The organism is Leucobacter chinensis (assembly GCF_019049105.1).
Lineage (GTDB): Bacteria > Actinomycetota > Actinomycetes > Actinomycetales > Microbacteriaceae > Leucobacter_A > Leucobacter_A chinensis.
In genome coordinates this window covers 1-17,743 of the sequence record NZ_JAHQZR010000014.1, presented here as the reverse complement: position 1 = coordinate 17,743, position 17,743 = coordinate 1, and the positions used below count along the sequence as shown (strand labels likewise).

The window sequence follows — 17,743 nt, the reverse complement described above, 5'->3', positions numbered from 1 at the left end:
AAGTGTACCGCGCAGCGGTCACTTTCCGTTCAGCCGGCGCCCAGCCTACTCGCCGAGCAAAGCTACGAGTTGTGCCCTCATTCGCCCTGCTTGATGTTCAAAGCTCAGCTCGCTGGCTGCGTGATCTGTCGCGAGTTGAAATTCTTGCACGTTCTCGGGAGTGAGCGTTTTCATCGATTCGACGATGTCATCGAGCTCAAAGGATCGACTGACAACGCCCATCCCGTAGCGTTCAACCTCTCGTTGCATTTCTTCCGAGGGGCCGATCGCTAGCGCGAGACGAGCCTGCACGAAGTCGAAGAACTTATTCGGGAACGAAAGCCTGGCATTTGTATGAAAAGGAGGGATCCAGTACACACCGACGTCGTACTGCGAAAGCACGCCGGGCAGTTCATGCGGTGCCACTGGGGTGTGAAACGTAAATCGTGGGTCGTCACCGGCCATCGTTTTCAGTTTCGTTAGGTATCCGCCCCCATCGCCCCCTGCGACAAGGTAGAGATCAAGCGTAAAGTGCTCTGGCAGCCGTCTAAACACCTGAATCATCTGGTCGAGCCCCCGCCCGTGCACTGCGAGCCCGCTATGCACGCAACGAATTAACCCCGGCTGCAACGCACTCGGGGCAATCTCTCGGTACTCACAAGCGTTTGTAAACAGATGGGTTTTCACGCCGAAGACCTGCTCATACAGCTCTGCAATACCTTGCGAAACAGTCGTGACTAATGCAGCCTTCGGCAGATACTTTTCGCAAAGGTACGACATGAATGGCGCGACAAGGAGCCGCCACGATGTAATATCAGTCTGTTCTTCCGGGGCCCATTCATGCATGTCGGCCCAGATAGGCGCTCCAGACGCCAAGCGGTCAGTAAGATCAAGCACACGGGCGTCATTGGCAACTACGAGGTCCCATTCGCCACCGAGGAGCGGGTGCTGCTCTTCTTGCTGCTTCAGTATCCATTTCGCCGCAGGGGCCGAACACTCTGCACTGCGATGAGTTCTCAGAGCCAATTTCGCGACGCCCGAGAGCGTTTGCGGCAGTGACACCATCGTTGAAGGTACCTCTAGATGATGACTTGCCCCCTCGGGCGTAGGCCCGTAGCCCACAGTCGTGACCTCACCGAGTTCAGCGAGCAGGGAAATCTGCCGGAGCACCCGCGCGTCACGCGCAATCGGAGAGAGCGAAACGCAAAGAATGTGCGGGCGGGTCACTGCGTCGCCCCGAATGCCGCGACAAGCGTTGACACAGCACGTTGTGCCGCGTGCCCGTCACCATAAGGTTCTTCATCGGTTTCAGCGGGATGCCCACGGGTGATCGCTTGAAGAATAGCCTCTTGTTCAGTCGCAAGAACGTTCCATCCCAGCTCAACTGTTTCAACCCACTCAGTTTCGGTGCGAACCGTGGTGCAGGGTACCCGAAGCAAAAAAGCTTCCTTCTGCAACCCGCCTGAGTCAGTTACGACTCCTCGGCTCCCAAGTACGGCACGAACGAGATCAGGGTAAGCCAGCGGGGCAACCGATGTGATCGCTCCCTGGTTCAGCTCAATACCGTGAGCCTCAGCCTTCGCAACGAGCCTTGGATGCGCCAGCAAAAACACCTGGTGTGGCGCTGCTGCGAGCGCAGCAATGACCGCTGCAAGCACAGCCGGGTCATCGGTCGTTTCAGCGCGGTGAAGAGTCGAAACAAGGTACTCTTCGCTTTGAAGCAGCCCAGAGAAGGGATGCGGTTTTTCGCTCGCCAGTACGCTGTCACGTACTTCGTAGAGCACATCGGTCATCACATCGCCGACCAACGCTGATCGTTCAGCGAGCCCTTCAGCCGCAAGAAGCTCCATTGCTTTCTCAGTCGGAGCGAGGCAAAGATCAGCTGCGTGGTCTGTGAGCACTCGATTGTGTTCTTCTGGCATGCGACGGTTGAATGAGCGAAGGCCTGCTTCAAGGTGCGCTACCGGAATATGCTGCTTCACCGCACTCACGGTTGCGGCAAGCGTCGAGTTCGTGTCGCCATAGACAAGAACACAGTCTGGGGTGAACTCTTCGAGCACCTCATCCATTTTCTCGAGCATCGCGCCAGTCTGCCGCCCGTGCGACCCCGACCCGACGTTGAGGTGAGCATCGGGGTCTGGAATACCGAGATCACGAAAAAAGACGTCTGAGAGCATCGGGTCGTAATGTTGCCCGGTATGCACGATCACATGTTCGTGTCCCGCTGCGGTGATTGCCTTTGCTATCGGCGCAAGTTTGACAAACTGTGGCCTGGCGCCAACTACACTCATTATTTTCACACTGAGAGTGTACCGTGGCAGTCGCGATAGAATGCTTGATGCATCGACCTGTTTACTCCTCGGCAATACTCCAACATCCTGTTTCCGCTTTACCCTAATTGTTAAGAGGTACCCGCCCTTGCAAGTTGTGATCGCTTCACGTATTTATTTACCGGAGCCTTCTGCCGCCTCTTTTTTCCTGGGTTCAGTAGCCACAGCGTTGACGGAAAAGGGTCACGAGGTCACCGTGCTCACGGCAAAACCGCCTCGAGGGTTCTCAATGCCTCAAGCCGGCGAGCGCGGTGAAGCCATCAAAACGTTTCCTGTTTTGCGCGATAAAACTGGGTATGTACGGGGCTACCTGCAGTACCTCAGCTTCGATATCCCCCTCTTCTTTCGGCTCCTCTTCACGAAACGACCCGATGTTGTGCTCGTCGAACCCCCTCCAACGACTGGTGCTGTAGTGCGACTCGCCTGTTTTCTACGGCGCATCCCCTATGTATATGACGCAGCCGATCTCTGGTCTGTTGCGGCAACGCACGCGACCAGTTCGTCAGTTGTGTTGCGACTCCTGGCGGCTGCCGAGAAGTGGGCAATCTCTGGTTCTCGGGCCATCATCACCATCTCTGATGGAGTCAAACAACGCCTCCTCACCTGGGGAATCAAAAAACCCATTAGCGTTACCGGGTACGGCGCAGACACTTCCCAGTTCACCTATTCGCAAGCTCCCATTCGTACAGAGTTTGTCTACGCGGGTACGTACTCAGTGCTGCACGGGGCCGTCATTCTCATTGATGCTTTTGCTGAGTTTCTACGATCAGACGAGCCCGGTGTTGAAACCACCTCTTATACTCTTCGCTTCATCGGCAGCGGTACCGAACGTGACAACCTTGCAGCACGTGCCGCAGAACTCAATATCGCCGACAAGGTTCACTTCGTTGATTCAGTGTCACCCAAAGAGCTCAGTGATATCTTCGCGCACACTGCCGCTTCACTCGCTACGCTTCTGCCCGGCGGTGGCTACGAGTTCGCCTTCGCAACGAAAATCTATTCCTCCCTCGCGAGCGGTTGCCCCGTAATTTTCGCTGGTCCTGGGCCCACCAGAGAATTCCTCGAGGCAACCCAGCAGACCGTTACAGTGGGCACGGCGGTGGAGTATGCCAGCACTGACATCGCACGGGCAATGACACAGATCGCACTCAACCCGCCTACCCCAGAAGAGCGTGCTGCACTCGCGGCTTGGTCCCGTGACAACGTTTCGATGACTGAAACAGCAACGCGTATCGCTGACGTGCTCGAATCAGTGGCCGGTGAGCAGCGATGAGGCTGTCAGCTGTGATCCCCTGCTACAACGGCGAAGAGACGTTGCCCAGGCAGCTCGAAGCTCTGACCCAGCAGCCTGCTCATGCACTGCACGAGATTATCGTTGCAAATAATATGTCGACAGATTCCACGAGCGCTGTCGTCGCTCGGTACGCCGCGCGTGACCCACGGGTTCGCGAAGTTTCAGCAACGAGTGGCCAGGGGGCCGTGTTCGCACAAAACGAGGGTGTGCGAGCGAGCACAGGCGACTTCGTCATGCTCTGCGGGGCCGACGACGAAGTTCAGCCGGGCTGGGCGAACGCGTTTCAGAAAGCTTTCGAAGCGGGGGCGACTATCGCTGCCTGCACGATCGTGCACAAGCGAGAAACCGGAACCGTCATTCGTGAAGTGAACTCATTGAGCGACCTTACGTGGCCAGGATTTCTTTCGGTCGGTGGAGGGCAGGCAGGTTTTTCACGCGCTGCTTTCGATGAGGTTGACGGCTTCGATGAGTGGTTCACAGGTGCAGCAGAAGACATCGATCTTTTCTGGCGTATGCAAATGCGCGGTCACCGTGTGACTGAAGCATTCGACGCTAAGTTCAACTACTACGCTCGCGAAACGCAACACGATATTTTTCGTCAACAGACGGGATATGGCAAGAGCAAAGCGCAGTTATTCGCCAAGCATCACCAGCATGGCATGCCTCGGCGTAGTCGCGTGCTCGCTCCCATCATGCTCTTCGTATCAGCAGCACGCTTCATCACCTCACGCAAGGGCTCTGAACGCAGGCTTACCTCGGTCTCAACCCTCGGCTACAATTGGGGCCACATCGTTGGCTCGATAACCTTTCGCTGCTGGTACATGTAGCGCTTTCCTTTCCCATCATCTTGAGAGCAGAAACTCGCGTGACCTCACCACAAACGGGCCTCATCCTTATTACCGCCAGCTTTCCCTTTGATAAAGGCGAGGAGTTCATCGAACCTGAGATCGACTATCTTGCCGCAGTGTTCGATTCAGTTCTGGTCTTACCGCTCTCGTATTCACACTCTTCGGTGCAGACAAGAACTCTTCCGAAAAACTTCACGGTGGTACTGCCAGACGAGAAGTTCTTACGCTCTTCATGGCGAAGTACCCTTCTCAGGTTTGCAACTCAGCACCCTTTGCGCAGCATGCGTATCGCTGCAACGGGTTTGAAACATCTGCCGAATACTGCTCAGGCCGCGGCTGAGTTTCGATTCTCGCTGTCTTCAGCCCTCTTCTACTCGGCCTTCACAGCAAACCTTGCAAATGCCCTCCAGCCCGAAACTCGGTACACGATCTATGCCTACTGGTTTCACACGCAAGCAAGCGTGGGCAAACATATTCACGCCGAGTACGGGTACCCATTCATTTCTCGAGGGCACCGGGGTGATATTTATGATCATCAATCTCCCATCAACTATTTACCCGGCAGAACCGAAATTTTACGTTCCCTCGATCACCTCTATGCTGTCTCAGACCAAGGCCGCGATTATCTGCGCAGCCGTTACCCGAGCTACGCTGAGCGCATCGATACAGCGAGGCTTGGCGTCTCTGCAGCGAGGAACGCGGGGAACCCCTCACTTAAACCACACAAGGTCGTTTCTTGTTCACGTGTCGTTCCCGTGAAACGACTGCCCCTGCTTATTGATGCGGTCGCCGAACTGCAAGCCCGCGGAATCGAGCTGCACTGGGTGCATCTCGGAGGCGGCTCCCCAGAAGCTACCGAAGAGCTCTCTCGCTACGCAGAGAGACATCTCACACCAGACAGTTACACCCTCGCTGGTGACCTCAGTAACACCGAGCTGCGTGATTGGTATGCATCAAACCCCGCGACGGTGTTCGTCAATGTTTCTGCGTCAGAGGGTGTTCCCGTCTCAATTATGGAAGCGCTGGCACAGGGGCTCCCTGTTATTGCCACCGACGTTGGAGGCACCTCAGAGCTGATCAAGACAGAAACAGGCATGTTTGGCGGCCTTCTCACGGCTAATCCAACTGCTTCAGAGGTAGCTGATCGCATCGAAGCGCTCTTCTCCCTCACCGACGACGCTTTTACTGCCGCCGTTCAGGGCAGCGTTAGTCATTGGCAGGGCGCATGGTCGTCTGACACGAACTTCAGGGCCTTCGCAGCACTGTTAGAACGTTCTGCGCGGTAAACCACGCCGCTTAATCGATCAAACGAGCAACACCCTCCAGCCATGGCGTCTGCTGCTGTTCTGCGCTCAATTCATGTGCGTTCTCATGCGCATTCTTCTTCCAACGCGCAACCTGTTCGCTCGTAAGCCTGTTCAAAGCTTCCACTACTTCTTCGATACTGAAACCATTTGCCGCGATACCCAACTCATAGGTTTCGAGCAGCGTAACCATATCTTTCGTAGGCCCGATCAACATGCCGAGCCGCGCCTGTGTGAAGTCGAAGAACTTGTTAGGCAAAGCAAGCGAATTATTGGTGTTGGTAGGAGCCAAAATATGTAACCCCAGGTCGAACTGGTTCAGCACTCCGACAAGTTCTTCATGCGGCACTGGCGGGTGCACTCTGACCCGCTCGCCCAGAGAGTCGGCAAGGGCTCGAAGCTCAGCACCGAATGGTGTCTGCTGCTGAGTCAAGAAAAGATCGAGCGTAATGTTCGTCTTGGCCTCGGCCACAGCGCGCATCATCACCTCAGGCCTGCGGTTTGGCGCAGCGACACCTGAGTGCACGAGCCGTATCGGATCACCCACAGGTCCTGGGCGGAGGTCAGGCCGGTACGGAGCCGCATTACGCACTACCCCACAGCGCACCCCAAACTCATCAAAATATCTCGTGGCTATCGTGTCAGAGACCGTTGTTACTGCCCTCGCAAGCGGTGCTTTTGTGCGCATGAGCCACACCTGATAAGGCTTTCGTACCCGAACCCAGAGCGGCATATCGTCACGAAGGCCGGGATAGTACTCATGTAGGTCAAGAAGCGTACGCTTTGGCCCAACAACGCGATAAGCAACCGCTAAGGTTTCAAGCTCATTCGCGATGCAGGCATCAAAGGATCGTCCGCGAAGAGCATTAATCGCATGCTTTGAACGTTCGTCGGCGTGAAATGCAAAGCCATAGCATTTTGTGCGCACCCAGAACGGTTCGATGTATTTCTTCACCGCGTGAGAAGGAACGCTCAGAGAGATATGCTCTATGTCGTCACGAACCGGATCACCATAGCCGCAGGTCACTACCGTATAGCGTTCTGCAAACAGTAAGGCCTGCTTTTTCACCCGCGCATCATGAGCAATATCGGTGAATGAGAGAATCAGCAGCACCGGCTTCGTAGTTCTCATACGAGACCTGCCAGAGAAGCCTGCACCCGAAACTCAGGAACCTGTTCAACAACTTCGTCGAAGCTGCCCTTGCCAAGAACAGTTCCGTTGGCGAGATAGCAGACCTGGTCGTAGTCGCGAATAGTGGCGAGCCTGTGTGCAACCGTGATGAAGGTCACTTCACCTTTCAAGCTCTGCATTGATTCCGTGATTTTGTTCTCAGTGGTCGTGTCTAACGCACTCGTGGCTTCGTCCATAACCATAACTATTGGGTCGGCATAGAGCGCCCGCGCAATGCCCAGACGCTGCTGCTGCCCACCCGAGATCGATGCACCTCGTTCACCGATGCGAGCTTCCATACCTCCCGGCCGGTCAATAAGTTCGCTGAGGTGCGCACGTCCGAGCGCTTCGACCACACGTTCACGGTCATAGTCATCTTCCCATGTCAAAGCAACATTCTGGCCGATCGAACCATCAAACAACGCCACTCGCTGTGGCACGTAGCCAACTCGTTCTCGCCACTGGGCCATAGTCTGAGAGAGTTCGGTCCCATCGATCGCGAGGGTGCCGCTCGTTGGAACGCTTAGCCCGAGCAAGATATCGATGAGTGTCGATTTTCCCGAACCTGAGGGGCCGACGACGGCGAGGCTCGACCCGAAAGGAACTGAGAGGTTAATACCTCGCAAAACGTCTTCGTCGCTACCAGGGTAACGAAAATGCAGATCAGAAATTGTCAGAACATTCGGCCGGGCAGTCAACACCGCAGTGTCTTCTGTTTGTCCCTTAATAACGTCTTCCTTCTCAAGCTCAGTAAGCTCACGAATCACGTCTTTGGCATAGACCTCGTTCGCAGCGGCTGTGGTGAAGCTCGCCTGTACCGCGTTCATTGCCGGAATCATACGAAAGCCCGTCGCTGCGAACAAGGAGATCGCAACGAGTGCTTCTGCCATGCCGCCTAAGAGGTATGCGCTCCCTCCGACAACAAGAAAACCACCAATCAGGGCTGACTCGAACGCATATTTCGGCACGACGTTCAAAAATGAAATGTTCGCTCTGGCACGGGTCGCATGTTGACGGTTCGAAGAAACTACCCTGCCAACTTCGTCGAGCTTGCCGCGCAGAACAACTTCTTTGAGCGCCTCAACCATTTCGGTCATAATCGTGGCGACTCGATAGCCGTACTCGCGGTTCTGATTACCCGCCAACTGTGACCGGCGCGAAACGACGACGAGCATGAACACTGAGAAGAGCGAAAGATACACGAAGGCGATAAGCGCTGTTACCGGCTGGGCAACAATCAGCACGCTCAAGACCGAGAGAAAAGTCAGCGCGTTACCAGGCACCTGCGAGAGAGGCAGGATAAATCCAAGGTTCGTATTCGCCATGGAACTGTCGACAATACGGGTTACTTCTGCGGTGCTCAGTTGCGAACGTTTTTCCCAGCTGGCCCTCGTAAAACCGCGAAACAATGCGTCACCGACAGCGAGCTCATACTTAGCAAAGCGCCTGGTAGCGAACCAGTGAAGAGTGACTGCGAAGATCCCTTTCGAGATAAAAAGTACACAAATTGTCACGACGATCCACACGGTAGCGCCATCGCCGACTGTTCCGATGAACGGCAATTGCATCTCGTCACCGCTTGTGAGGGGAGTGACAACAAGCACAATGAGGCTCAGAGCGACCGTGTCAAGAATTGCGAGCAAGCTCGTCGCGATTGAGTACCTAATGTAGTAAGCCCGTGACCCGTCGGGTAACACCGTGAACAACGCTTTCAGCGTTTGCCAGATTGATTTCACGCTTTACAACTCCATGGTTACTCTGATGGTCGTCGCTCTTTCGAGTCGCTGGTTCGATAGAACGATGGCGATGCTAGGCCCCAGCACTCATAACCGCGTGCATCGCCGTAATAATACGATCGAGGTCTGCTTCGCTGAGCGAGGGGTGAACCGGGAGCGAGAGCACTTCTCTGGCCGCGCGTTCGGTCTCAGGAAGCTCCAGGCTTGGCGCGAAGTGAGCGAGCGAGGGCAACCGGTGATTCGGAATCGGATAGTAGACCCCTGAGCCGACCTGATGCTCTTCACGCAATGCTTCTGAGACGCGATCGCGCTCGTTGCCGTCAATACGAACGGTGTACTGGTGGTAAACGTGAACCGCTTGCTCCGCCACCTGAGGGGTACTCAGCCCGGCAATGCCGGCAAGCCCTGCATCAAGAGCAGCGGCATTGCGCTGCCTTTCGGCGGTCCAAGCGTCAACCTTGGTGAGCTGCACCCTTCCGATTGCAGCGTGAATGTCAGTCATACGGGTGTTAAACCCAATAACTTCGTTGGCGTACCGAGTTTCCATACCCTGGTTACGCAGCAGCCGCATATTGCGTGCAATCTCGTCAGTAGCACAAGCGACCATGCCTCCCTCGCCCGAAGTCATATTCTTCGTGGGGTAAAGGCTAAACATCGCAAAGTCTCCGAAGCTACCCACCGGGCGCCCGTTCCAGCTCGCCCCGTGTGCCTGCGCAGCATCTTCGTAGATCGCTAGACCATGCTCCTTTGCAATCGTCTCGATCTCGTCAACAAGGAAAGGGTGACCGTAGAGGTGAACGGGCATGATTCCCTTCGTCCTCGGTGTGATTGCGGTACGTACTGCCTCAGGCGAGAGGGAGAAGAAATCTGGTTCAATATCAACAAATACCGGTGTCGCACCTGACAGAGCAACGGTGTTACCGGTAGCCGCGAAGGTGAACGAGGGAACAATGATTTCGTCTCCGGGACCAACTCCACTCGCTAGAAGCCCTAGGTGCTGGCCACTGGTACCAGAGTTGACGGCGACAACAGAACGAGCAAGCGCAAAGTGATCAGCAAATTCCTGCTCAAAAGCGGCTACTTCAGGACCCTGCGCAACCATGCCTGAGGTCAGCACCCGGTCGACGGCGGCGCGCTCTTCGTCTCCGATGATCGGCTTCGCTGGGGGAATAAAAGCGGCAGACATGAAGATCCTCATTTCAGTTTTATCTTGAAACCCACGCCAAGATTATCCGGTTTTCCTAGCTTATTGCCCGAGTACGGCGACTTCCTGCAAGCTTTACGTCTTCGCTCTGAGAGAATGGCCCTATGAGATTTCAATCTACCGAGGCCGAGGGGCACAAACAGCAGCACCTCGATACCTGGGTCGTCGTACCTCTCTTTAACGAAGCAACCGTTATCGGCAGCGTCGTTTCGAGGCTCATCGAAGACTTCGTTCACGTGGTTTGTATCGACGACGGCTCGACCGACGGCTCGGCACAGGTTGCTCGTGAAGCCGGAGCAACAGTAGTGCAGCACCCCATCAACCTGGGGCAAGGCGCTGCTTTGCAGACAGGCTTCACATTCGCGCTTCAACACGGCGCCAAATACGTGGTGACGTTCGACGCCGACGGTCAGCACAGGACCGAAGACGCGCTCCTTATGGTTGCACGCGCAAAAGAAGAAGACCTCGCAATCGTTTTTGGTTCCCGTTTCCTTGATGACCGCACCGACCCCGGGTTCATGAAGAAGATCGTGCTAAAAACGGCGGTTGCGGTCACCAACCTCCTCACCCGCACCAAGCTCACCGACGCGCATAACGGGCTGCGAGTTATTCGACGCGACGCGCTGGAGCGAATCAACCTGCGCCAAGACCGCATGGCTCACGGCACTGAGATCATTGTGCAGCTCGGGCGCACAGGGCTGCCCTATGCAGAGCAGCCCGTAGAGGTGTTGTACACCGACTATTCCAAAGCCAAAGGCCAGTCGCTTCTCAACTCGATCAACATTCTCGTTGATCTCTTTATCCGATAGGCGAGACTATGACGTTTTTTCAGCTGCTGCTCATCATCGGGGTACTCGGTATCGCCGTTTTTTCCATGACCTTCGTTAAAGGCGAGCGTTCACTCGCGATGAAACGGCTTTTCGCCCTCATCGCAGCTGCCGCAGCGATCGTGGCCATTCTTTTCCCTGACCTCTTAACGCTGATTGCACACTTCCTCGGTATTGGCCGCGGCGCTGACCTCTTGCTGTATGTGTTCGTCATCGTCTCGATGCTCTTTGCCGTTTCAACAATGCGCGCAAAGGCGCGCTCCGATGCGAGAGTCACAGAACTCGCCCGATCTGTCGCACTCATGGAAGCACGGTTGAATGAACGCCTCGATGATTCTGGCGTAGGCCCCAACGCATGATCCAGTGGCTCGCACTCCTGCCTCCCTTGTTGGTGGCTATTGCCCTCATCTGCGTTCTGGGCTTTCCGTATGCCTGGGGGCTCAGAGCTCGGGGGTTCGCTGGGCTCATTGTCATTGTTCCGGCATCGTTTGCTACGCTCGCCGTCAGCGCAATCGCAGCCCCTTTGTTGGGACTTAGCTGGTCACTACTCATCCCGCTCTGTGTTGCCCTTCCACTTGGAATCGTCCTGCGCATCACGACCCGGCATCATTCGCAATCGCGACTTCCAGCAAGCCGACCGAATGCGTTGTGGCTTCCGCTGGCTGCTGCTGCCTTTGCCGGAGGCATCACTGCTTACGCTCTCGCAAAAGCGCTCCCAGGCCCCGCAGCAGTCTCTCAGACCTACGACGCGATCTTTCATCTGAACGCAGTTCAGCTCATCATCGAGACCCAGAACGCTTCGCCCCTGGCGATGGACCTCGCCGCTCCAGGCAACCCCAGCTTCTACCCGACTGTATGGCACTCACTCGTCGCGCTGGTCGCTCAGTTGACTGGCGCAAGCGTTCCGCTCGCCACAAACGCGACCCTCTTCGCAAGTGTTTCTTTTGTCTGGGCAGTGGGCGCTGTGGGGCTAGGGCGCGCAGTTGTAGGGCCCGGGGGCAACGGGACTCTCTCTGCAGGCGTCTTCGCTGCCGTTTTCCCGTCACTCCCCCTTAGCCTCGCCGGCTTCGGAGTGCTGTACCCGAATCTTCTTTCGATGTCTCTCTTGCCGTATGTCCTGATCGCGATTGCCAAGCTCAGCGATACAGCCCGGGCACGACGCACCGATGTTCTCAATGCAACGGCCACTGTGCTTCTCCTTATTGGCGCTCTCGGATCAGCGACGCTCACACATCCGAATGCGCTCCACGCGTCCTTCTTGCTCTCAATTGGTTTCGTCATCGTATGGTGCGTGACCCGTTTCAAACACCACCATTCTGCGCTCTCACGCATTATCGGGGTGTCTATGCTGGCTGCCTCGCTCGCGGCTGGCGTCGCGTTCTGGCGGTTCGGGCGCACCTCACTGAATGACTGGGGCGGCTCTCAGGGGCCGTTCGGAGCCGTCATTGAAGCGTTCGGCACCGCACCGCGCTTAGACGGCCATAACTGGGTCGTCACGTGTTTCGTACTCTTGGGGCTCCTAGCGGTGTGCTTCAGGCGCACACTCATGCCATACGTCATCGCTCTCGTGCTCGTACTCGGCTTTTATGTACTCGCTGAGGGTTTCACGCCAGGACCCATTCGCGAATTGTTCCTCTCCCCCTGGTACTCAGACCCCTGGAGACTCGCAGCAATCGTTCCACTTGCGCTGCTGCCCTTTGCGGTGCTTGGCGGCAAGCTGGTGCTCGATGCGCTGCGACCAGCTGCTATTCGTTTCTTGGCATTCGCCGGCGCCTCTGGCAAAGCTCTTGCACCCACATGGGTGACGTTTGTTGCAATTGGCGGCCTGGCGCTCGCGGGAACTTCGTTGTACGGGGTCTCTCGCTATATTGAAGCAAAGTACGCTTCGACCGAAGACTCAGCCCCCCTTCTCAGCCTCGACGAGCTCACGCTGCTCGAACGTCTCGATGAGCACGTCTCGCCTGACGACATGCTCCTCGTTAACCCTTGGAATGGTGGCGCACTCGCGTACGCCATTGCTGAACGGCATGTGGCACTTCCTCATGCCGCAGGCAGCTTTCCTGAGAGCACTTGGCAGGCTTATCAGGGCATCACTCGAGCCGACCCCTCCGCGTGTGCCGCCGCCGATACAATCGGCGCACGCTACGTGCTCGACTTCGGTGAGGACTACGTCTTTAAGACGCAAGAGGTCCGAGAAGAGCTCGCCGAAATAAGTGGCGTCACCGTGGCTCCCGGTCTCACTCAAGTTGATCGAGAAGGCGACGCGGTACTCTATGAAATCACCGGTTGCAATTGGAAGGAACAGCAATGACCATCAAAATCGGACTGATCGGCCTTGGCATGATGGGCCGCCACCACGCGCGTGTTCTGCGCGAAATTGATGGCGTCGAGCTCGTTGCGGTAGCAGACGCGATGGGTGATCCGCATGATGTTGCAGGCGCCACCCCCATGTTCGACTCGGTAGAAGGCCTCATCAATGCTGGTATTGATGCCGCAGTTGTCGCTGTTCCCACTCAATTCCACGAAGAGATCGGGCTCAAGCTGGCAGCGGCCGGAAAACACGCTCTCATCGAGAAACCCGTCGCGCATGACCTTCCCGCCGCAGAGCGCCTCGTCGAGGCGTTCGACAAGGCGGGCGTCTTTGCTGCAGTCGGCCACGTTGAACGTTTCAACCCTGCGCTCATGAGCATGCGCGAACGCATCGCTAACGGCGACCTCGGCGAGGTGTACCAGGTTCACACCCGCCGTCAGGGCCCTTTTCCCGCGCGCATCGCAGACGTCGGCGTCGTGAAAGACCTGGGTAGTCACGACATCGATCTCACCTCTTGGGTTGCGCAGGCGCCTTACGAACGTATCTCGGCAAACACGACCTATCGTAGTGGTCGCGAACACGAAGACATGGTCTCGATCACCGGCACACTGACCAACGGCATCATGGTCAACCACCTCGTCAACTGGCTCACTCCCTTCAAAGAGCGCCTGACCGTGGTCACCGGCGAACGCGGCGCATATGTTGCCGACACGCTCACCGCCGATCTCACCTACTTCGAAAACGGAACGCTCGAGAGCGGCTGGGACGCAGTCACCACGTTCCGAGGAGTGAGCGAGGGAACCGTCACCCGTTTTGCCCTCGAGAAGCGTGAGCCGCTTCGCAACGAACATGAGGCATTCCGCGACGCGATTCTCGGGGTGCGCGACACCGCGGTGACGCTCCGAGAAGGCCTCGAGACCCTGCGCGTCGCCGAAGCAGCAATCGCTTCGGGCAAATCAGGCGAGTCGATCGAGCTTAACTAGCATGACCGGTATCAGCCCCCTCGCGTTTATTGGCGATGGCGTCACCCTCGGCGCAGATGTCACCGTCGGCCCCTACGCCGTCATTCTTGGCCCTTGCACTATTGGTGACGGAGTGTGGATCGGCCCTGGCGCCCAAATCGGTGCCCCACCGGAGATCTCTTCGCTGCCCCAAAACGCTGCCTGGTCTGGCGATCTTCTCCATGCCGGGGTTGTCATTGGCGACCGTACCGTTATTCGCGAAGGCGCAGTCGTGCACCAGGGCTCGCACCGGTCTACGACCATCGGTTCTGACTGCTGGGTGCTCAACCGCGCCTACCTTGCACACGATGTCCTGGTCGGAGATGCAACGACCATCTCGGCAGGCGTAAGCATCGGCGGCCACTGCACCATCGGCAGCCGAGCAAACCTCGGAATGAACGCTTCAGTTCACCAGCGCCGTGTCATTGCTTCCGGAGCAATGGTCGGCATGGGAACTCCCGTGACCGCTGATGTTCCCCCGTTTGCCAAGGCCTACGGCTCACCGGCTCGCGTTGCCGGAGTAAACGCTGTCGGCCTGCAGCGCTTAGGCATCATTGACGAGGTCGCAGCTTCGCTCCTTTCGCACTACGAGTCTCAGGGAACCTCGTTGGAGACAACGCCATCAGCGCTCGAGCCTCTCTCAGTTTTTGTTGCTGAATGGCGCGAAGCCAAACCGACTCAGCCAATGAAAATGAAGCATCAGTAGAATGGCCAACGTGTCACAGCACCCAGCATTAATAGACCCCGAGTACAGAACCCCTGGCAAGAGCCACGGCCTACTCAGCGTTTTCAATGACCCATACCTCATGACGCTCATCGTCAAGAAGGGCATCAAGACAAGGTATTACGGCTCAGCCCTCGGCTGGGCTTGGTCATATGTCAGGCCCTTCGCCCAATTCTGCATGTATTGGATGGTGTTTGGGCTCTTCCTCAAGGTCACGCGCGATGTCTCAAACTTCCCGCTCTACCTCTTCTCTGGCCTGATCGTCGTTAACCTCTTCAGCGAGATCTTCAGGAACACAACGAGCGCGATCGTTGATAACAGTTCCCTTGTGAAAAAGATCTTCCTACCTCGAGAGTTGTTCCCTGTCGCTGCTGTGGGCGTCGCGATCGTACATTTCTTGCCACAGGTAGCAATTCTTATTATCGTCTCGCTCTTCTTTGGCTTCACGATTTCTTGGTTGCAGATTCTCGCATTCTTTGCAGCGATCATCATCCTTGTGATTTGGAGCCTCGGCCTTGGCCTGTTCTTCGGTGCGATCAATGTCAAGCACCGCGACTCACGCAACATCGTCGACCTCATTCTGATGTTCTCGACGTGGGGCTCTCCTGTGCTCTATGTGTGGAGCATGGTGCACAGTGCCTTCCCTGCCTGGCTTTTTCATATTTACATGAGCAACCCGGTCACCGCGGCTGTAGAACTCTTTCACTACGCGTTCTGGGCTCCCACGGCAGATAGCCCGAATCTCGCCCCAAACCTACTGATGTACTCAGGTGCCGCGCTAGGACTCGGTCTCATCTCACTACTCATCGGCCAGCTCGTATTCCGAAAGGCGGAGGGCACCTTTGCACAACACCTCTGATACCCCAGCAATGCCAGCAGCCGAGAACAAGCCTGCGATTGTCGTTCACGATGTCGTCAAAGAGTTTGATATTCGGCACTCTGGCTCAATGAAAGAGTCGTTCATCTCGCTAATCAAGGGGAAATCGAACTACACCCCTTTCCGCGCCCTCGATAATGTCTCGTTCGAAGTGCCAACCGGGCAATCAGTTGCGCTCCTCGGCCATAACGGCTCGGGCAAATCGACCACGCTCAAGCTCATCTCGGGCGTGCAGCGACCCGATGCCGGCTGGGTGCGCACCCGCGGCCGAGTCGCTGGATTGCTTGAGGTGGGGGCCGGCTTTCACCCGAACCTCACTGGCCGAGACAACGTGTATCTCAACGCAGCCATCCTCGGAATGTCAAAAGAAGAAACCGATGAGCGGCTTAACGACATTCTCGAGTTTGCAGGTATCGGAGAGTTCATCGATACCGAGGTAAAACGTTACAGCTCTGGCATGTACTCACGCCTCGGCTTTTCAGTTGCTGTTCACACTGAACTCGACATCTTGCTCGTCGACGAGATCCTCTCTGTCGGCGACGCTGCTTTCCGTGAAAAGTGTAACGCCAAGATGAAAGAGCTCAGCCAATCGGGCAAAACCATGTTCGTTGTGAGCCACAATGTTGGCACGGTCAAAGAGCTCTGCGAACGTGGCATCGTATTGAAGAAGGGCAAAATCGTTTTCGATGGCCCTATCGACGAGGCAGCAGAGTTCGTTACTCCTAAAAAGAAATAGCTCACCTCCTTTCTTCCTGCAAAACGGCTCACTTCTCTCCCGCTTTCCACACAAGCCGCCCATGCTGCTCTTAAATCGGTAGAATCTTCTGTATCTGTGCAGACGTTGGGGGACGTAGTTTGAAAAATGTTGAGAAACTTTCTCTGAGGAAGCCTGCTCGCTTACTTGTCGCAGCGCTGCTATCGATAACCCTCGTAGCACTCTTCATTACGCACACAGCCAGCACTGCGCAGGCAGCCGATGCCCGTGACTTCAAACCGGGCAACATCATCTCAGACGCGAACTTTTACAATGGCAATGCTATGACCGCCGCAGAAGTTCAAAATTTTCTCAATGCGACGGTGAAAGGTGGCAAGTGCACCATCGGTCAGCCAGGCCGTAAACCAGGCGACCCAGCCGTTTGGGGAGGGCCAACCAAGTTTGCTTCTAACTGCTTGAACGGCTACAAACAAACGACAACCTCTGAGCAAGCAAACGCGTACTGCTCAGCGTACGTTGGCGCAAAGAACGAAACAGCCGCTCAGATCATCACTAAGGTCGGTAAAGCCTGCGGTATCAGCCAGCGAGTGCTCTTGATCATGCTTGAGAAAGAACAGTCACTGGTTACTGACGAATGGCCAACGGTTGCACAGTTCAACAAGGCAATGGGCTACGCATGCCCAGATTCAGGTCCAGGCAACAGCGCGAACTGTGACGAAAACTTTTATGGATTCTTTAATCAGGTCTATAGCGCAGCGTGGCAGTACCAGTTTTACAAGAAAAACCCCGGCCGGTACCGCTACAAGGCTTACCAAACGAATTCGATCCAGTGGCACCCCAACGTCTCATGCGGCACCTCACAGGTCTACATTGAGAACGCTGCCACGGCTGCACTATATATTTATACGCCTTACCGGCCCAACCAGGCAGCCCTCAATGCGCAATGGGGCACTGGCAACAGCTGTTCTACATATGGAAACCGAAACTTCTTTATGTTCTATTCGAAATGGTTCGGTTCACCTACCGGTTATGATGTTGCCCCAGAACTTGCTTCTTTCTACCGCGCTGAAGGCAGCGAGCGAGGAGTATACGGAACGCCGATTAGCGAGCCTCGACGCATCAATGGCTACCTGGTACAAGACTTCTCCACTGGAACTTTGTACTGGAGTAAAGCTTCTGGTGCAGCAGGTGTCAACGGCGCTATCCGAACTTTTTATAATAATGCTGGCGGCCCATCGAGCTATCTAGGGCTTCCTGTAGGAGCAGAAACGCTCTCGAACGGGGTATCCAAGCAAGAGTTCCAGAATGGAACAGCTTACCGAAGTCAAGTAACCGGCACTTCAGTCGTCCAAGGTGGAATACGTAATCTCTACAACAAACAAGGCGGCCCAACCAGCCAAATCGGCCTCCCCATCGGCGTAG

16 protein-coding genes are annotated in these 17,743 nt (G+C 56.0%); 11 read left to right on the top strand and 5 right to left on the bottom strand.

All coding sequences use genetic code 11. From position 1 onward, the window contains the following. Positions 1 to 45: 45 nt before the first annotated feature. Positions 46 to 585 (bottom strand): glycosyltransferase family protein, encoded by a 540-nt coding sequence (locus tag KTJ78_RS13660; protein WP_254259665.1) that lies wholly within the window; start codon positions 583 to 585, stop codon positions 46 to 48. A gap of 617 nt (positions 586 to 1,202) precedes the next feature. Continuing rightward, the gene (wecB, locus tag KTJ78_RS11945) at positions 1,203 to 2,279 is read right to left on the bottom strand and encodes a non-hydrolyzing UDP-N-acetylglucosamine 2-epimerase (protein ID WP_217136084.1); all 1,077 of its coding nucleotides are present in this window, start codon (positions 2,277 to 2,279) and stop codon (positions 1,203 to 1,205) included. Positions 2,280 to 2,310: 31 nt separating this feature from the next. On the opposite strand from wecB, the gene KTJ78_RS11940 reads away from it, so the two are divergent. The 3 genes from KTJ78_RS11940 to KTJ78_RS11930 are packed head-to-tail and all read left to right on the top strand — an operon-like array spanning position 2,311 to position 5,737. Further along, positions 2,311 to 3,582 carry a glycosyltransferase family 4 protein gene (locus KTJ78_RS11940; RefSeq protein ID WP_254259664.1) on the top strand — a complete coding sequence of 424 codons (1,272 nt, stop codon included), beginning with the start codon at positions 2,311 to 2,313 and terminating at the stop codon, positions 3,580 to 3,582. Next, complete coding sequence (locus KTJ78_RS11935; protein WP_217136080.1) at positions 3,579 to 4,430, top strand: glycosyltransferase family 2 protein; 852 nt, start codon at positions 3,579 to 3,581, stop codon at positions 4,428 to 4,430. Before KTJ78_RS11940 ends, KTJ78_RS11935 begins: the two co-directional genes overlap by 4 nt. Positions 4,431 to 4,468: 38 nt before the next feature. Then, the gene (locus KTJ78_RS11930) at positions 4,469 to 5,737 is read left to right on the top strand and encodes a glycosyltransferase (RefSeq protein ID WP_217136078.1); all 1,269 of its coding nucleotides are present in this window, start codon (positions 4,469 to 4,471) and stop codon (positions 5,735 to 5,737) included. A 10-nt stretch (positions 5,738 to 5,747) separates the two neighbouring features. Here the strand turns inward: KTJ78_RS11930 and KTJ78_RS11925 are convergent, their stop codons facing one another. From KTJ78_RS11925 to KTJ78_RS11915, 3 genes are all read right to left on the bottom strand, one after another. Next, positions 5,748 to 6,869, bottom strand: coding sequence for a glycosyltransferase family protein (locus tag KTJ78_RS11925; protein ID WP_217136076.1), 1,122 nt, complete (start codon positions 6,867 to 6,869; stop codon positions 5,748 to 5,750). Positions 6,870 to 6,883: 14 nt separating this feature from the next. Further along, the gene (locus tag KTJ78_RS11920; protein WP_217136074.1) at positions 6,884 to 8,662 is read right to left on the bottom strand and encodes an ABC transporter ATP-binding protein; all 1,779 of its coding nucleotides are present in this window, start codon (positions 8,660 to 8,662) and stop codon (positions 6,884 to 6,886) included. A gap of 73 nt (positions 8,663 to 8,735) precedes the next feature. Next, the gene (locus KTJ78_RS11915; protein WP_217136072.1) at positions 8,736 to 9,848 is read right to left on the bottom strand and encodes a DegT/DnrJ/EryC1/StrS family aminotransferase; all 1,113 of its coding nucleotides are present in this window, start codon (positions 9,846 to 9,848) and stop codon (positions 8,736 to 8,738) included. A 122-nt stretch (positions 9,849 to 9,970) separates the two neighbouring features. Here KTJ78_RS11915 and KTJ78_RS11910 point away from each other — a divergent pair, with 122 nt between their 5' ends. The 8 genes from KTJ78_RS11910 to KTJ78_RS11875 form a co-directional block, all read left to right on the top strand. Beyond that, positions 9,971 to 10,675, top strand: a complete 705-nt coding sequence (locus KTJ78_RS11910) for a glycosyltransferase family 2 protein (protein WP_217136071.1) — start codon at positions 9,971 to 9,973, stop codon at positions 10,673 to 10,675. 8 nt (positions 10,676 to 10,683) lie between these two features. Then, positions 10,684 to 11,052 carry a DUF2304 domain-containing protein gene (locus KTJ78_RS11905; protein ID WP_217136069.1) on the top strand — a complete coding sequence of 123 codons (369 nt, stop codon included), beginning with the start codon at positions 10,684 to 10,686 and terminating at the stop codon, positions 11,050 to 11,052. Beyond that, positions 11,049 to 13,004 carry a DUF6541 family protein gene (locus KTJ78_RS11900; RefSeq protein WP_217136067.1) on the top strand — a complete coding sequence of 652 codons (1,956 nt, stop codon included), beginning with the start codon at positions 11,049 to 11,051 and terminating at the stop codon, positions 13,002 to 13,004. Before KTJ78_RS11905 ends, KTJ78_RS11900 begins: the two co-directional genes overlap by 4 nt. Then, complete coding sequence (locus KTJ78_RS11895) at positions 13,001 to 13,987, top strand: Gfo/Idh/MocA family protein (RefSeq protein WP_217136065.1); 987 nt, start codon at positions 13,001 to 13,003, stop codon at positions 13,985 to 13,987. Before KTJ78_RS11900 ends, KTJ78_RS11895 begins: the two co-directional genes overlap by 4 nt. Position 13,988: 1 nt before the next feature. Beyond that, positions 13,989 to 14,711: an acyl-ACP--UDP-N-acetylglucosamine O-acyltransferase family protein gene (locus tag KTJ78_RS11890; protein WP_217136064.1), complete on the top strand. Its 723-nt coding sequence runs from the start codon at positions 13,989 to 13,991 to the stop codon at positions 14,709 to 14,711. Between the two features lie 10 nt (positions 14,712 to 14,721). Continuing rightward, positions 14,722 to 15,588: an ABC transporter permease gene (locus tag KTJ78_RS11885; RefSeq protein WP_369808089.1), complete on the top strand. Its 867-nt coding sequence runs from the start codon at positions 14,722 to 14,724 to the stop codon at positions 15,586 to 15,588. 10 nt (positions 15,589 to 15,598) lie between these two features. Beyond that, the gene (locus KTJ78_RS11880) at positions 15,599 to 16,342 is read left to right on the top strand and encodes an ABC transporter ATP-binding protein (protein WP_217136125.1); all 744 of its coding nucleotides are present in this window, start codon (positions 15,599 to 15,601) and stop codon (positions 16,340 to 16,342) included. 302 nt (positions 16,343 to 16,644) lie between these two features. After that, positions 16,645 to 17,743 (top strand): LGFP repeat-containing protein (locus KTJ78_RS11875; RefSeq protein WP_369808088.1); only part of this gene is annotated, 1,099 nt, incomplete at its 3' end.

Bases quoted from the DNA above. Each gene is read 5' to 3' on its own strand.
- KTJ78_RS11940 (WP_254259664.1), top strand. From the start codon at position 2,311: ATGCTTGATGCATCGACCTGTTTACTCCTCGGCAATACTCCAACATCC.
- KTJ78_RS11935 (WP_217136080.1), top strand. From the start codon at position 3,579: ATGAGGCTGTCAGCTGTGATCCCCTGCTACAACGGCGAAGAGACGTTG.
- KTJ78_RS11915 (WP_217136072.1), bottom strand. From the start codon at position 9,848: ATGTCTGCCGCTTTTATTCCCCCAGCGAAGCCGATCATCGGAGACGAA.
- KTJ78_RS11910 (WP_217136071.1), top strand. From the start codon at position 9,971: ATGAGATTTCAATCTACCGAGGCCGAGGGGCACAAACAGCAGCACCTC.
- KTJ78_RS11905 (WP_217136069.1), top strand. From the start codon at position 10,684: ATGACGTTTTTTCAGCTGCTGCTCATCATCGGGGTACTCGGTATCGCC.
- KTJ78_RS11900 (WP_217136067.1), top strand. From the start codon at position 11,049: ATGATCCAGTGGCTCGCACTCCTGCCTCCCTTGTTGGTGGCTATTGCC.
- KTJ78_RS11895 (WP_217136065.1), top strand. From the start codon at position 13,001: ATGACCATCAAAATCGGACTGATCGGCCTTGGCATGATGGGCCGCCAC.
- KTJ78_RS11890 (WP_217136064.1), top strand. From the start codon at position 13,989: ATGACCGGTATCAGCCCCCTCGCGTTTATTGGCGATGGCGTCACCCTC.
- KTJ78_RS11880 (WP_217136125.1), top strand. From the start codon at position 15,599: ATGCCAGCAGCCGAGAACAAGCCTGCGATTGTCGTTCACGATGTCGTC.